Here is a 13,723-nt window from a genome sequence, read left to right as displayed (position 1 = left end):
GAACGATGGATTTCAACGACACCCCGGAAGAAGCCGCCTTCCGCCAGGAAGTGCGCAGCTGGCTCGACGCCAACGCCACGCGCAAGAGCGACGACACGCAGAGCAACCGCGCGCGCAACGACGATCCCGAGCTGCTCAAGAAAGCCAAGGAGTGGCAGGACAAGAAGGCCACGGCCGGCTACGCGCGCCTGACCTGGCCCAAGGAATTCGGCGGTCGCGGCGCCTCGCCGATCCTGCAGGTGATCTACCAGCAGGAAGAGGCGAACTACCTGGTGCCGCTCGGCTTCTTCGACATCGGGCTGGGCATGTGCATCCCGACCATGATGGCCTATGCCACGCCCGAGCAGCTCAAGCGCTACGTGAAGCCCGCGCTGCACGGCCAGGAAGTGTGGTGCCAGCTCTTCTCCGAGCCGGCAGCCGGGTCCGATGTCGCGGGCATCCGCACCAAGGCCGAGCGCGACGGCGACGACTGGATCATCAATGGCCAGAAGGTCTGGACGTCGGGTGCGCACTATTGCGACTTCGGCATCGTGATCACGCGCACGGATCCGAACGTGCCGAAGCATGCCGGTCTCACCATGTTCTTCCTCGACATGAAGACGCCGGGCGTCGAGGTTCGTCCGATCAAGCAGATGTCGGGTGGTGCCAACTTCAACGAGGTGTTCTTCACCAACGTCCGCATTCCCGACAGCCAGCGCCTGGGCAAGGTGGGCGAGGGTTGGAAGGCCGCGCTCACGACCCTGATGAACGAGCGGCTCGCCGTCGGCCTGCCGTCGGGCGGCCTCGACATCGACGAGCTGATGGAGCTGGCGCGCGAGACCGAACTGGAGGACGGCGCGGCGATCCGCAACCAGCAGGTCCGCTCGAAGATCGCCGACTGGTACGTGCAGCAGCAGGGGCTCAAGCTCACGCGCTACCGCACGCTGACGGCGCTCTCCAAGGGCCAGACGCCGGGTCCGGAATCGTCGATCATCAAGATCGTGGCGGCGCCCAAGATGCAGGACATGGGCGCCTTCGCCATGGAGCTGATGGGCCATGCCGGTATCATGAAGGAGGACGTGCCCTTCGCGGCAGGCTTCCAGGCGCAATGGATCGGCGGCGCCGGCTTCCGCATCGCCGGCGGCACCGACGAGATCCTGCGCAACATCGTGGCCGAGCGCGTGCTGGGACTGCCGGCCGATATCAGGGTCGACAAAGACGTGCCGTTCAACAAGCTGACGCGCTCATAGCGCGTCAGCTTGGGCGAGCGACAGCGCTTGTAATCAAGCGCGGGAGCTCGCGCGGTGCAGAATGGATAAGAAATCTGATCCTTATCCATTCTGCGCGGTGTGGGCTTTCGCGCCTCAGAAGGCGCTGCCGCCCACCGCTCTCAAACAACTAACGTTGTTTGAGAGCCCATTCGGTATATTTCGTCGCCGCCGCATGTGAGTCGGCGTAATATTTCGCATACTCCGCACCGACCATCGGCTTCAAGGCAAGGCCCTGCTCGTCCATCTTCTTGATGTGCTCGGGGTTGTTGATCGCCTTCAGGAACGCGGTCTCGAGCACCTTGATCGCGTCGGCGGGCGTGCCCTTCGGCACCGCGATGCCGCGCGTCGAGGAGGAGATCACCGACGGGAAGCCGAGCTCCTTGGTGGTCGGCACGTCCGGCAGGAACTTGGAGCGCACGTCGTCGGTGACGACGAGGGCCCGCAGCTCGCCCGACTTCACCCGCTTCACGATGCCGCCGACATTGTCGAACGCGCAATCGACATGGCCGCCCATGACGCCGGTGAGTTGCTGGGCGGAGCCTTCGAAGTGGACGATGCGGAAATCCACCTTGGCCGCATCGTCGATCATCAGGATCGCCAGATGGTCGTCGCTCAGGATGCCGGTGGTGCAGGCGCTGATCTTGCCGGGCGCCTTCTTGGCAGCGTCGAGCAGGTCGCCGAACGTCTTGTAGGGGCTGTCAGCTTTCACCCACACGACGCCAGGATCGAGCACCTGGTTCACCACGGGCACGAAGCTGTCCATCTTGAACGCCGCCTTGCGCTCGGGATCGAGCACGATGGTGCTGACGCTGGGCAGGTTGATGAAGGTGACGGTATAGCCGTCGGGGCGGGCGCGGGCGCCCTCGGTGAAGCCAATCTGGCCGCCGGCGCCGCCCTTGTTCACGACGGTGATGGGCTGGCCGAGATCCTTCTCCGCGATCGAGGCGAGGATGCGGGCGCCGATATCAGTGTTACCGCCAGCCGGGAAGGCGACGATCATCTGCACGGCCTTGCGCGGGAAGTTCTGTGCGAAGGCGGGGGTGGCGAGAGCGGTGGCGCCGGCCGCGGCGATCAGGGTGCGTCTGCGAAGCATGGAAGTCCTCCTTTTCATTCGATGTCGGTTTGTCTCAGGTTGGCGAAGGCGCGCGGTCGCACGACAATGGCGGCCAGCACGATGAGCGGCACGGCGAGCAGGGCGAGCGCGAGCGGGCGGTCGAGGAAGATCGCGAAGCTGCCGCCCGAAATCTCCAGCGTCGTGCGCAGCGACTTCTCCATCATCGGTCCCAGGATCAGCGCCAGGATTGCCGGCGCGATCGGGAAGTCGAGCTTGCGCAGGACGTAGCCCAACACGCCGAAGCCCAGCATGACCCAGACGTCGAACAGGCTCTGCTTCAGCCCGTAGGCGCCGATGATGCAGAAGATCAGCACGCCCGTGCAGAGATAGGCGAAGGGGATCTTGAGCAACCGAGCCCACAGTCCGACCAGCGGCAGGTTCAGGATCAGCAGCAGGACATTGCCGACGAAGAACGAGGCGATCACCGTCCAGACCAGCTCCGGCTTCTCCTGGAACAGGAAAGGCCCCGGTGTCAGCCCGTTGACGATGAAGGCACCCATCAGCACCGCGATGGTGGGCGAACTCGGCACGCCCAGCGCCAGCAGAGGCACCATGGAGCCGTTGGCATAGGCGTTGTTGGCCGTCTCGGCCGAGGCGACGCCCTCGATGGCGCCCTTGCCGAAGCGTTCCGGATTCTTGGAGACACGCTTCTCCAGCACGTACGCCATGAAGGTCGGAACGATGGCGCCTACGCCCGGGATCAGACCCAGGACGAAACCGATCACCGTGCCGCGTCCGATGGCGCCGGACGACCGGCGCCACTCATCGCGCGTCGGATACCATTTCTTGAGGTCGGCCTGGATGAGATGGGTCTGGCGCGCCTCCGCTGCCAGCAGCAGTTCGCCGACACCGAACAGGCCCATCACGACCGGCACGAAGCCGATACCGTCATAGAGTTCCTCGACGCCGAAGGTGAAGCGCGGCGCACCGCGGACCGGATCCATGCCGATGAGGGACAGGAGCAGGCCGAGCGCGGTCATCAGCAGCGCCGCCAGGATGTTGCGGCCGGCCAGGCCAACCACGAGGCAAAGGCCCGCGACCATCAGGGCGAAGAACTCGGCCGGTCCGAACTTCAGCGCCAAGCTAGCCAGCGGCGCGGCGACGACCACCAGCAGAATCGTGGCGACGATGCCGCCGACAAACGAGCCGATGGCGGCGATGGCGAGCGCTGAGCCGGCGCGTCCCTGCTTGGCCATCTGGTAGCCGTCGATGCAGGTGACGACCGAGGCGGCTTCACCGGGCACGTTGATCAGCACCGAGGTGATCGTGCCGCCGTACATGGCACCATAGTAGATGGCGCACAGCATGATGATGGCGCCGGTCGCGTCGAGATTGAAGGTCAGCGGGATCAGGATCGCGGTGCCCGCGGCCGGTCCGAGGCCCGGCAGCACGCCGATCAGCGTGCCGAGCACGCAGCCCGCGAAGGCGAACAGCAGATTGTTGAACGACAAAGCCGCGCCGAGGCCGGCCATCAGATATCCGAGCGATTCCATCAGGCGGCCCAGGGTCCGGGCGGCAGTAGCACGTCGAGCCAGCGCGTGAAGACATAGTAGACGCCGAAGCTGCCGGCGATGGCGAACAGACCGATCGCGTACCAGCGGCGCTCACCCAGGGCGAAGGTGAGCACGGCGATGAAGACCAGCATAGCCAGTTCGAATCCGACCCATCCCATCAGCAGGGTCGCACCCGCGACCGCGCCGATGATGATCAGTACGCGGAAGGCGCTTTCGCCACGCGGGAACAGCGTCTCATCGTTCTCGATCACCGGCTTGCGCCACACGTCGAGAATCAGCAGTCCGGCGAACAGCACACCCAGGAGGGAGAGCCAGAAGGAGAAGAAGCCGGGGCCGGGCCCCAACCGGTCGGTCAGCGACAGCAGCAACGATTGCCAGATGGCGAAGACGCAGATCGCCATCATCGTCGCCGTCGCGACAAGCCAGCCGCGTCGCGCGTTTCGCGACATGGATGAAGTTCCTCCCGGAGGTTGTTGTCGTCGGCGTTGTGCCTTGCGCGGACCATAGCGACTTTGAGATGGTCGGTAAAACAATCAGGAGGAAGACGTGCAATGAACAGGCTCGATGGCAAGGTAGCGTTCCTGTCCGGCGCCGCGCGCGGCATCGGCGGCGAGGCGGCGAAACTCATGGCAAGCGTCGGCGCGAAGGTGGCGATCGGCGACGTGCTCGAGGAGCGCGGCCGGGAGACCGCGAAGGAGATCGAGGCTGCGGGCGGACAGGCGATGTTCGTGCCGCTGGACGTGACCCAGGAAGCCAGCTGGTCGGCCGCCCTCGATGCCACGGCGAAGAAATTCGGCGGCCTCGACATCCTCGTGAACAACGCCGGCATCTTCGTCGGCAAGGGTGTCGAGGAAGCCTCGATGGACGAGTGGCACAGGCTCGTCGCCGTCAACCTGACCGGCGTCGTACTCGGGACGAAGATTGCTCTTCCCCATCTCAAGGAGCGCGGCGCCACGAGTGCGCATGGATCGGCGATCGTCAATCTCGCCTCGGTGGCGGGACTGGTCGGCTCGCAGCTCGATCCGCTCTATTCGCTGACCAAGGGCGGCGTGACGCTGTTCACCAAGTCGACAGCGCTGGAGTTCGGTCGCAAGGGCTATCGCGTCCGCGTCAACTCGATCCATCCCGGCGTCATCGACACCGACATGGGCCAGCAGACTTTCGCGATGCGGGCGCGTGCCCTCGGCACCAACGACACCGAGGCCACGCGCAAGACCTCGCTCACCATGCATCCGATCGGCCGGCTGGGCGTCGCCGAGGATATCGCCAAGGGCATCGTGTTCCTGGCGTCGGACGATGCGGGCTTCATGACCGGCTCGGGCCTCGTCGTCGACGGCGGCTACACCGCGCAGTGATTCAGGGCCAATAGTTCAGAAAATGCCGGCGGCGAGGCCGGCGGCCATGGCGGCACCCAACTCCTCGCACCGGTCGACGAAGGTGGGTTTCCAGGGGCCCTTGCAGAGCAGGGGCTCCTGGACGGAACGCCAGCGCAGGCCGGTCAGGATCGTCTCGACGCCGCGGCGCGTGCCGGTGCCGTCGCTGCCGGCCCTTATGTAGAGGGCGCAGGGCATGCCCTGCGTCTTCTCCAGGCAGGCATTGTAGCTGCGGTCGAAGAAGTCCTTTAGGGCGCCGCTCATGTAGCCGAGGTTTTCGGTGGTGCCGAGAATCACCGCCTGCGCGGCCAGCACGTCGTCCGGCCCGGCCTGGAGGGGGGCGATCACGGCGACGTCGATCCCCGTTTCGCTGCGCGCGCCGCGTTCCACGGCCTCGCGCAGGGAGAGGGTGTTCTCGGACGGGGCGTGCGCCACAATGAGCAGCCTTTTCGACATGGAGGGGGTTTTACCCCACGCTGACATGCTCAAGAAACTCCTGATCGCCAACCGTGGCGAGATCGCCATCCGCATCGCCCAGGCCGCCGCCGAACTCGGCATGGCAGCCGTGGGCATCCATTCGGAGGACGACGCGACCTCCCTGCACGTTCGGCGGGTCGACGAAGTGCGCCCGCTGAAGGGGCGTGGCGCAGCGGCCTATCTCGACATAGCCGGTGTCCTTGCGGCGGCGCGCGACGCCGGCTGCGACTCGATCCATCCTGGCTACGGCTTCCTGTCGGAAAACGCCGCCTTCGCGACGGCCTGCGCCGAGGCGGGGCTCGTCTTCGTTGGCCCCACGCCGGAGCAACTCGACCTGTTCGGCGACAAGGCGCGCGCCCGGGCGCATGCCGGCAAGAACGGGGCGCCTGTCCTGTCGGGCACCGACAGTGCGGTCGACGTGGCAGGTGTGAAGGCGTTCTTCGCCAAGCATCGCAAGGCCGGCATCGTCATCAAGGCGATCGCGGGCGGCGGCGGGCGCGGCATGCGGATCGTCACGCAGGAAAGCGAAATCGACGAGGCCTTCGCACGCGCGTCGGCCGAAGCACAGGCCGCCTTCGGCAACGGCGCCCTCTATGCCGAGCGTCTGATCGCCCGCGCGCGCCACATCGAGGTGCAGATCGTGGGCGACGGCCAGGGCGGCATCGCCTCGCTCGGCGAGCGCGAATGCACGATTCAGCGCCGCAGCCAGAAGATCGTCGAACTGGCGCCCAGCCCGAACCTCGCCGAGGCGATGCGCGGGCAGATCGTCGAATCGGCCATGAGGATGGCGAAGGCCGTGAACTATCGCAGCCTCGGCACCTTCGAATTCCTGGTCGATGACGCGGCCCCGGATTTCTTCTGCTTCATCGAAGCCAATCCGCGGCTTCAGGTGGAGCACACCGTCACCGAGGAAGTGTGGGGCGTCGATCTCGTGAAGACGCAGTTGCGGCTGGCCGGCGGGGCGTCGCTCGACGAGACCGGCGTCCGCACGGCCTCGCCCCGTGGGCACGCCATCCAGCTGCGCGTGAACATGGAGACGATGACGGAAGACGGTTCGGCAAAGCCAGGTGGCGGCACGCTCACCTCCTTCGAGCCGCCAACGGGTCCCGGTATCCGCGTCGACACCTACGGCTATGCCGGCTACCGCACCAATCCCAACTTCGACTCGCTGCTCGCCAAGGTGATCGTGCACGCGGCCGATGCGAGCAGCGCGCTGCAGCGCGCCGAGCGGGCGCTGGCAGCATTCCGGCTCGATGGCGCACCTTCGAACATCGCCTTCCTGCGCGCCCTGATGGCCCATCCCGATTTCCGGGCCGACCGCATCCACACACGCTTCGTCGATGAGCAGGCCACGTCGCTGATCGCGGCGGCCGGCAAGCTGGGCGGCGGACTCTATTTCGAGGGCGCGACGCCACCGGCGGCGTCGGCACGCCAAGCCGGCGCGCGGGTCGACAGCGTCGATCCTCTGGCGGTCCTGGCCTTCGGCAAGGCGAAGGTGGAGACGGCGTCACGCGGGCCCGAGAGCGACGCGCCGGACGGCACGGTCGCCGTCCCGGCACCCATGCAGGGCACGATCGTGAGCCTCTCGGTGAAGGAAGGCGACGCCGTGGCGGCGGGCCAGGCGCTGCTGGTCATGGATGCCATGAAGATGCAGCACGAAATCCGCAGCCCCGTGCGCGGCTACGTGCGCCGCATCGCGGTCGAGTCCGGCGAGACGGTCTATGAGGGCCATTCGCTGCTCTTTGTCGAAGAGGCCGATGTCGAGGTGAAGGGCACGGCGGTCGAGGAGACGATCGACCTCGATCATGTCCGCCCGGACCTCGCAGAGTATTTCGAACGCCGCGCGCTCACGCTCGACGAGAAGCGGCCTGAGTCTGTGGCACGGCGGCGCAAGACCAATCAGCGGACGGCCCGTGAGAATCTCGAGGATCTCGTCGATCCGAACAGTTTCGTCGAATACGGCGCTTTCGCGATCGCCAGCCAGCGCACGCGACGTACGGTCGAGGACCTGATCGAGAAGACACCGGCCGACGGGCTGATCACCGGCATCGGACGGGTCAACGGTTCGCTGTTCGGGCCGGAGCGAAGCCGGGTCGCGGTGGCCCATTACGATTACACGGTGTTGGCCGGCACGCAGGGCAAGAACAATCATCACAAGAAGGACCGGCTGTTCGAGATCGTCGAGAAGCAGCGCATTCCCCTCGTCTTCTTCACCGAGGGCGGCGGTGGCCGGCCGGGCGACATCGACGTCCAGTCGGTGGCCGGTCTCAACACCATGGCCTTCCACATCTTCGGACGGCTGAGCGGCGTCGCGCCTCTCGTTGGCATCAACTCCGGCCGCTGCTTCGCGGGTAACGCCGCGATCCTGGGCTGCTGCGACGTCGTGATCGCCACCAGGAACTCCACGATCGGCATGGGCGGACCCGCGATGATCGAAGGCGGCAATCTCGGCGTCTTCTCGCCCGAGGAAGTCGGGCCGATGAACGTGCAGGTGCCCAACGGCGTGGTCGACATCGCCGTCGAGGACGAGGCGGAGGCGATCGCCGTCGCCAAGAAGTATCTCTCCTACTTCCAGGGCGCGCTGCCGGAATGGCGCGCCGCCGACCAGCGCCTGCTGCGCCGGGCCATCCCGGAGAACCGGCTGCGCGTCTATGACGTGCGCGATGTCATCGCCACGCTGTGCGACGAGGACTCCGTGCTCGAGGTGCGCCGCGCCTTCGGGCCCGGCATGGTGACGGCGTTCGGCCGCATCGAGGGCAAGCCGCTCGGCATCGTGGCCAACAACCCGGTTCATCTGGCAGGCGCGATCGACAGCGACGGCTCCGACAAGGCCGCGCGTTTCCTCCAGCTCTGCGATGCCTACGATATCCCGATCCTGTTCCTCTGCGATACGCCGGGCATGATGGTCGGGCCCGAGATCGAGAAGACCGCCCTGGTCCGCCACTGCTCGCGGCTGTTCGTGACCGGCGCCAATCTCACCGTGCCGTTCGGCACGATCGTGCTGCGCAAGGCCTACGGGCTGGGGGCGCAGGCGATGGCGGGCGGCTCTTTCCACGCGCCGGTCTTTGCGCTGTCCTGGCCGACCGGCGAGTTTGGCGGCATGGGCCTGGAAGGCGCCGTGAAGCTCGGCTTCCGCAAGGAACTCGAGGCAGTGAGCGATCCGAACGAACGCCGCGCGCTGTTCGAGAAGATGGTCGCGGCCGCCTATGCGCGCGGTAAGGCGCTCAGCACCGCGACCTATTTCGAGGTCGACGAGGTGATCGATCCCGCCGATTCGCGCCGCTGGATCGCCACGGCTCTGCTCGAGGCAAAGCCGCGGCCGGCGCACAGCCACAAGAAGCGGCCGAACATCGACACCTGGTGACGGCGGTTCGCTGTAGGCTCTTCGACCGAGAATTGCCGACCGACCTCATCCTTGTAAGTCGGCGTCTGCCGGATCGGCTAGACTAGCCGGCGCGGTGGCGGCGGGTAGACCGACTTATCCGAGGGCGTCGAAGCTCGTTCCTCAGCAAGGTCGCCCGTCCGTCGTTCCAGCGAACCCGAACAGTCGCGTGGGCCGCATCGCGAGCTCGCTTTCGCAAGGAAGGGTTGCCATGGAACACCGTCGCATTGTCGGCATCGATGTGTCGAAGGACCGACTGGATGTGCATGTCCTGCCGTCGCAGGAGGCCTATGCGGTTTCCCGCGACGCAACAGGCCTCGTCGAGCTGTGCCGCCGCCTGGGCGACACGGTGGACCTCGTGGCGGTCGAAGCCACTGGCGGCTACGAGACCCTGGTCGCCGCGACCCTCTCGGACCACGGCATGCCCGTGGTGATCGTCAATCCGGCACAGGTCCGGGCCTTTGCCCAGGCGCTGGGACAGCGTGCCAAGACCGATCCGATCGACGCGTCGGTCATCGCCCGCTTCGCCGAGGCCACCCGGCCCCAGATCCGGCCGTTGCCCGATGGCGCCGCGCGCCTGCTTGCCGATCTGATGGCTCGGCGGCGCCAGATCGTCGAGATGATCGCGTCCGAACGCCAGCGGCTGCATCGCACCGAGCCGCCGCGCGTGCGCAAGAGCATCGAACGATTGTTGAAGGCTCTCGAGCGTGAACTCGGCACCATCGACCATGACATCGATGGCGCCGTGCGCGGTTCACCGCTGTGGCGGGAGAAGGAAGACCTCCTGGCATCGGTGCCAGGCATTGGCTCGATCATCGCCAGGACCTTGCTGGCCGAACTGCCCGAGTTGGGGCGGCTCGATCATAAAAAAATTGCAGCACTTGCCGGCCTGGCTCCCTACACACGCCAGTCCGGGCTCTGGAAGGGCAAGGCCCGGATCGGGGGCGGACGCACGGTGGTCCGAACGGCCCTCTTCATTGGCGCCCAGGTCGCCAAGCGCTGGAACCCACCCTTGAAAACCTTCTACGAGCGCCTCATCGCCGCCGGTAAGACCAAGATGGTCGCCACCATCGCCGTCGCCCGCAAACTTCTTGTCATCCTCAACGCCATCCTCAGAGATAGGACACCATGGCAAAACGCTTGACCTCAGACACAGTCGCTGAGGAGCCGCGCATAGCGCGGCGTCTCGAAGGATGGCAACAAACATGGTGCTCGCGCCCATGCTTCGAGACGCATCGCCGCGCGATGCTCCTCAGCATGAGGTTGTTGGTGAACTTCAGACAACAGACACCAAAGAAAAAGGCCCCTCGATGGAGGGGCCTTTCGGTTTGCGTCGGATCCTTACTGCGCGACCCAGAACGTGTCCGGCTGGTAGAGGCCGATGTACCCGCCCGGATCCCAGGCGTAGTAGCCTTCCTTCGGCACATTGCGGACGTTCGGACCGACGACGACCGGCTGGCGAACGCTGTTGACCGTGCCGATCGAGAAGACCTCGTCGGCATTGGTGGTGAGGATTTTCTCCCAGGCCTTGCGGCGATCTTCCTCGGTCGCGCCCGTTTCCCATTCCTTGACGTAGTCGAGGAGCTTGCAGGCCGATTCGAGATCGCACTTCTCGCCCTGCCGGCCCTTGGACTCCACGAACATGCCCCAGCGCGCCCATTGCAGGCCGCCCAGCATGGTCGGTGCGAACTCCTTGGGGCTCGTATTAGGCGTCGGGACCGCCGTCACGGCGCCCGCGAAGGCCGTCATGATGGCTTCACCCGAGGAGGTGCGGAGCCGGAAATTGTCGCGCGTCTGCGGCTTGGTCAGCATCTTGATGCCGATCTTTTTCCAGTTGTCGGCGATCAGCGCGAGCGCGTCATTGTCCTCGGTCTCCTCGCTGGCATGCTCGACGACGATCGTCGCCGGCCGGCCGTCGGGCAGCAGACGGATTCCCTGGCGATCCTTCTTCGTGAGGCCGATCTCGTCGAGCAGCTTGTTCGCGAGCTTCGGATCGTACTGGGCCCACTTGGTCGCGTACTCGGGCTTGAACAGCTCGGAGCGCGGCATGATCGTGTTGTTCGACGGTTTGGCGAGGCCGATATAGACGACCTGATTGAGTTCCTCGCGGTCGATCGCCAGCGAGAGCGCCCGGCGGAAGCGCACGTCACGCATGAGCTTGCGCCACTCCGCATCGTTCGTCGTGAGATTGGGATAGAGTGCGAGCTGCGAGCCCGATCCAGCCTCCCAAAGCCGCACGTTCACGCCCGACGACTGGGCACTCTTCTGAAGGAAGGTGTAGTCGCGCATGTTGAGATAGCGCGGCTGCAGGTCGGCCTCGCCGAGGCCCGCCTTGGCCGGCACGAGATTGGCTGCCGCCACCGTGAAGATCACCCGGTCGACATAGGGCAGTTGCTGCCCCTTCTCGTCGATGCGGTGATAGTAGGGGTTACGCAGGTAGACGAAGCGCTGGGCCGGCGACGCCGTCGTGCCGACCCAGGGGTTCAGCGTCGGCAAATCGACATTGTCGTTGGCGTACATCACGTCCAGGCGGCGGTAGATCGATATCCAGCTCTGCTGGCCGCCGCGCGCGGATTTCAGGATTTCGGCTTCGGGCGTGTATTTGGCGTGAAACTTCTTCAGGTAATGGGCTGGCCTGTAGAGGAAGAGGGGCGCGGCGCGCGCCTGGCTCTCGATGAAGTAAGGGTTGGGCTTGTCCCATATGTACTTGATCGTGAGCGGATCGATGATCTCCACCTTGGGCGGTTGTCCGTCGACCAGAAGCTCGACACTGGGGCCGCCGGCGGAGAGATCCTTGTTGTTGGCGACGTCTTCCCAGAAGAAGCGGAAATCCTCGGTGGTAAAGGGATGGCCATCCGACCATTTGTGGCCGGCGCGCAGCTTGAACGTGAACTCGCGGCCCTCCTTCTCCTCGTAGCTTTCGAGGATGTCGGGCTTCAGCTTGAACTTGTCATCGTAGATGATGAGTCGGGTGTAGCTGAAGATCGTCATCAGCCGCGTATCACGCGAACTGGCCACCAGCATGTTGAGCTGGCCGCCCTGCTGACCGGGGCCGTCGCCGCCCGCGAAATACTTCACCACCCAGGGCTGTTCCGGAACGCGCTTGTCGACCGGCGGCAGGGCACCCGACTTCACCTGATCCGCGAACATTGGCGTTTCCTTGAGCGCGGGCACGGGATCGGCAGCGAAGACCGGCCCCGCCATCCATCCGAAGACCAGTGCTGTCGTCAGAACGCGTCTCTTCATCTCAAGTCCTTCACCGGATGCTCGGGGAATGCAGGCTGATCCCGCGTGTTCCGCCGAGCGAATGCCCAACATCGATCAAATCGCCCAGGTACGTCATCGTCAATGCCGGCCGCCTGTGACGCCACGTTGACGGGGCGCCGGAGACGCGCAAGAAAACCGTCGGCATTGAAAGATTCGAGGGAACGATGGCAAGCGGCCTGGAGAGCGAATTCGTAACGCTACACGAGATCGTAAAAGCGGCGAAAATCCGGCTCAATCCGAATATCTGGGATTATTTGATCGGCGGCACCGAGACCGAAACCACGCTGCGCCGCAACCGGCTGGCCCTCGACACGATCGCCTTCAAGCCCCGCGTGCTGCGCGACGTGTCGAACATCGATCCGTCCTCCGAAATCCTCGGAAAGAAGATCCGCCTCCCCGTGATGCTGGCGCCCGTCGGATCACTGGAATCGTTCGAGGCCGGCGGCGGCATCACCGTCGCCCAGGGCGCCGGTGCCGGCAATGTCGGAATGCTGATCAGCTCGGTGACCACCCTCAAGCTGCAGGACATCGTGAAGGGCGGCGCGGGTCCCAAGATCTACCAGCTCTATGTGCGCGGCGACGATGCCTGGGTCGCGGACCGTGTGAAGGAGGCGATGGACGCCGGCTACGATGCCTTCTGCATCACCGTCGATACCCAGGTCTATAGCCGGCGCGAGCGCGACATCGCCAAGCGCTTCGTGAAGTCCTGGCGCGCAGCGGCAACCGGCCAGGATCACCAGGCAGCCTTCTCCTGGAAGAACTTCATTGCCGTCCGCGATAAGTTCCCCGACGTGAAGTTCATGCTCAAGGGCATCGGCACCGGAGAGGATGCCGAACTGGCCTGCCAGAACGGCGTGTGGGCAGTCTATTGCTCCAATCACGGCGGCCGCCAGCTCGACCATGGACGCGGCTCCGCCGAGGTACTGCCCGAGATCGTCGAGGCGGTCGCCGGTCGCGCCAAGGTGGCTGTCGACGGCAGCTTCAGCCGCGGCAGCGACATCGTGAAGGCGATCTGCATGGGCGCCGACTGGGTCGGCCTCGGTCGTCTGTACTGCTACGGTCTCGCCGCCGCCGGGGCCGCCGGCATCGAGCGCGTGATCGAGCTGCTCGAAGAGGAGATGAGGGAGGTGATGGGCCTGCTGGGCGTCACCTCTCTGTCGCAGCTCGACAAGAGCTACATTGCCAGGAGCATGCCGACCAACCTGACCGGCGTGCACAGTGCGTTCCCGCTGCTCAACCTGCAGGACGAGGGGTACTAAGCCCTCGTCGCTCTCTCATTGGAGCGCGGCCCGACCGTTTCGGTCAAGTTCATGAGCGCCACAGGGGTGGCGCGCGGCCTTTTAAAA

The 13,723-nt window shown here is 65.5% G+C and carries 10 protein-coding genes; 5 read left to right on the top strand and 5 right to left on the bottom strand.

Features of this window, described 5'->3' with window-relative positions:
* The first annotated feature begins 5 nt into the window (after nt 1–5).
* Entirely contained in the window at nt 6–1,229 is a 1,224-nt protein-coding gene (locus ACT6UX_RS12205; protein ID WP_444775417.1) for an acyl-CoA dehydrogenase family protein, read from the top strand.
* Between the two features lie 148 nt (nt 1,230–1,377).
* Here ACT6UX_RS12205 and ACT6UX_RS12200 read toward each other — a convergent pair whose 3' ends face one another.
* Genes ACT6UX_RS12200 through ACT6UX_RS12190 form a run of 3 tightly spaced genes read right to left on the bottom strand, consistent with a single transcriptional unit; the run spans nt 1,378 to nt 4,327 of the window.
* On the bottom strand, nt 1,378–2,343 hold the full coding sequence (locus ACT6UX_RS12200) for a tripartite tricarboxylate transporter substrate binding protein (protein WP_444775416.1): 966 nt from the start codon (nt 2,341–2,343) through the stop codon (nt 1,378–1,380).
* 14 nt (nt 2,344–2,357) lie between these two features.
* Nucleotides 2,358–3,857, bottom strand: coding sequence for a tripartite tricarboxylate transporter permease (locus tag ACT6UX_RS12195; RefSeq protein WP_444775415.1), 1,500 nt, complete (start codon nt 3,855–3,857; stop codon nt 2,358–2,360).
* Complete coding sequence (locus ACT6UX_RS12190) at nt 3,857–4,327, bottom strand: tripartite tricarboxylate transporter TctB family protein (protein WP_444775414.1); 471 nt, start codon at nt 4,325–4,327, stop codon at nt 3,857–3,859. Before ACT6UX_RS12190 ends, ACT6UX_RS12195 begins: the two co-directional genes overlap by 1 nt.
* Nucleotides 4,328–4,429: 102 nt before the next feature.
* Here ACT6UX_RS12190 and ACT6UX_RS12185 point away from each other — a divergent pair, with 102 nt between their 5' ends.
* On the top strand, nt 4,430–5,233 hold the full coding sequence (locus tag ACT6UX_RS12185) for an SDR family NAD(P)-dependent oxidoreductase (protein WP_444775413.1): 804 nt from the start codon (nt 4,430–4,432) through the stop codon (nt 5,231–5,233).
* Between the two features lie 15 nt (nt 5,234–5,248).
* Here the strand turns inward: ACT6UX_RS12185 and ACT6UX_RS12180 are convergent, their stop codons facing one another.
* Entirely contained in the window at nt 5,249–5,707 is a 459-nt protein-coding gene (locus ACT6UX_RS12180; RefSeq protein ID WP_444775412.1) for a flavodoxin family protein, read from the bottom strand.
* A gap of 25 nt (nt 5,708–5,732) precedes the next feature.
* Here ACT6UX_RS12180 and ACT6UX_RS12175 point away from each other — a divergent pair, with 25 nt between their 5' ends.
* Nucleotides 5,733–9,092, top strand: a complete 3,360-nt coding sequence (locus ACT6UX_RS12175) for a carboxyl transferase domain-containing protein (protein WP_444775411.1) — start codon at nt 5,733–5,735, stop codon at nt 9,090–9,092.
* Nucleotides 9,093–9,321: 229 nt separating this feature from the next.
* Nucleotides 9,322–10,254: an IS110 family transposase gene (locus ACT6UX_RS12170; protein ID WP_444775483.1), complete on the top strand. Its 933-nt coding sequence runs from the start codon at nt 9,322–9,324 to the stop codon at nt 10,252–10,254.
* Between the two features lie 197 nt (nt 10,255–10,451).
* On the opposite strand, the gene ACT6UX_RS12165 is transcribed toward ACT6UX_RS12170, so the two are convergent.
* The gene (locus ACT6UX_RS12165) at nt 10,452–12,356 is read right to left on the bottom strand and encodes an ABC transporter substrate-binding protein (RefSeq protein ID WP_444775410.1); all 1,905 of its coding nucleotides are present in this window, start codon (nt 12,354–12,356) and stop codon (nt 10,452–10,454) included.
* A gap of 185 nt (nt 12,357–12,541) precedes the next feature.
* On the opposite strand from ACT6UX_RS12165, the gene ACT6UX_RS12160 reads away from it, so the two are divergent.
* Nucleotides 12,542–13,636 (top strand): alpha-hydroxy acid oxidase, encoded by a 1,095-nt coding sequence (locus ACT6UX_RS12160; protein ID WP_444775409.1) that lies wholly within the window; start codon nt 12,542–12,544, stop codon nt 13,634–13,636.
* The last annotated feature ends 87 nt before the right edge of the window (nt 13,637–13,723 follow it).

It is taken from the genome of Reyranella sp., from assembly GCF_052439685.1.
Lineage (GTDB): Bacteria > Pseudomonadota > Alphaproteobacteria > Reyranellales > Reyranellaceae > Reyranella.
This window is presented reverse-complemented; position numbering and strand designations above follow the sequence as displayed.

What these genes read in the sequence shown, in the direction of transcription:
- ACT6UX_RS12165 (WP_444775410.1), bottom strand. Translation starts at nt 12,356, where the DNA reads ATGAAGAGACGCGTTCTGACGACAGCACTGGTCTTCGGATGGATGGCG.
- ACT6UX_RS12175 (WP_444775411.1), top strand. Translation starts at nt 5,733, where the DNA reads ATGCTCAAGAAACTCCTGATCGCCAACCGTGGCGAGATCGCCATCCGC.
- ACT6UX_RS12160 (WP_444775409.1), top strand. Translation starts at nt 12,542, where the DNA reads ATGGCAAGCGGCCTGGAGAGCGAATTCGTAACGCTACACGAGATCGTA.
- ACT6UX_RS12185 (WP_444775413.1), top strand. Translation starts at nt 4,430, where the DNA reads ATGAACAGGCTCGATGGCAAGGTAGCGTTCCTGTCCGGCGCCGCGCGC.
- ACT6UX_RS12190 (WP_444775414.1), bottom strand. Translation starts at nt 4,327, where the DNA reads ATGTCGCGAAACGCGCGACGCGGCTGGCTTGTCGCGACGGCGACGATG.
- ACT6UX_RS12195 (WP_444775415.1), bottom strand. Translation starts at nt 3,857, where the DNA reads ATGGAATCGCTCGGATATCTGATGGCCGGCCTCGGCGCGGCTTTGTCG.
- ACT6UX_RS12170 (WP_444775483.1), top strand. Translation starts at nt 9,322, where the DNA reads ATGGAACACCGTCGCATTGTCGGCATCGATGTGTCGAAGGACCGACTG.
- ACT6UX_RS12205 (WP_444775417.1), top strand. Translation starts at nt 6, where the DNA reads ATGGATTTCAACGACACCCCGGAAGAAGCCGCCTTCCGCCAGGAAGTG.
- ACT6UX_RS12180 (WP_444775412.1), bottom strand. Translation starts at nt 5,707, where the DNA reads ATGTCGAAAAGGCTGCTCATTGTGGCGCACGCCCCGTCCGAGAACACC.
- ACT6UX_RS12200 (WP_444775416.1), bottom strand. Translation starts at nt 2,343, where the DNA reads ATGCTTCGCAGACGCACCCTGATCGCCGCGGCCGGCGCCACCGCTCTC.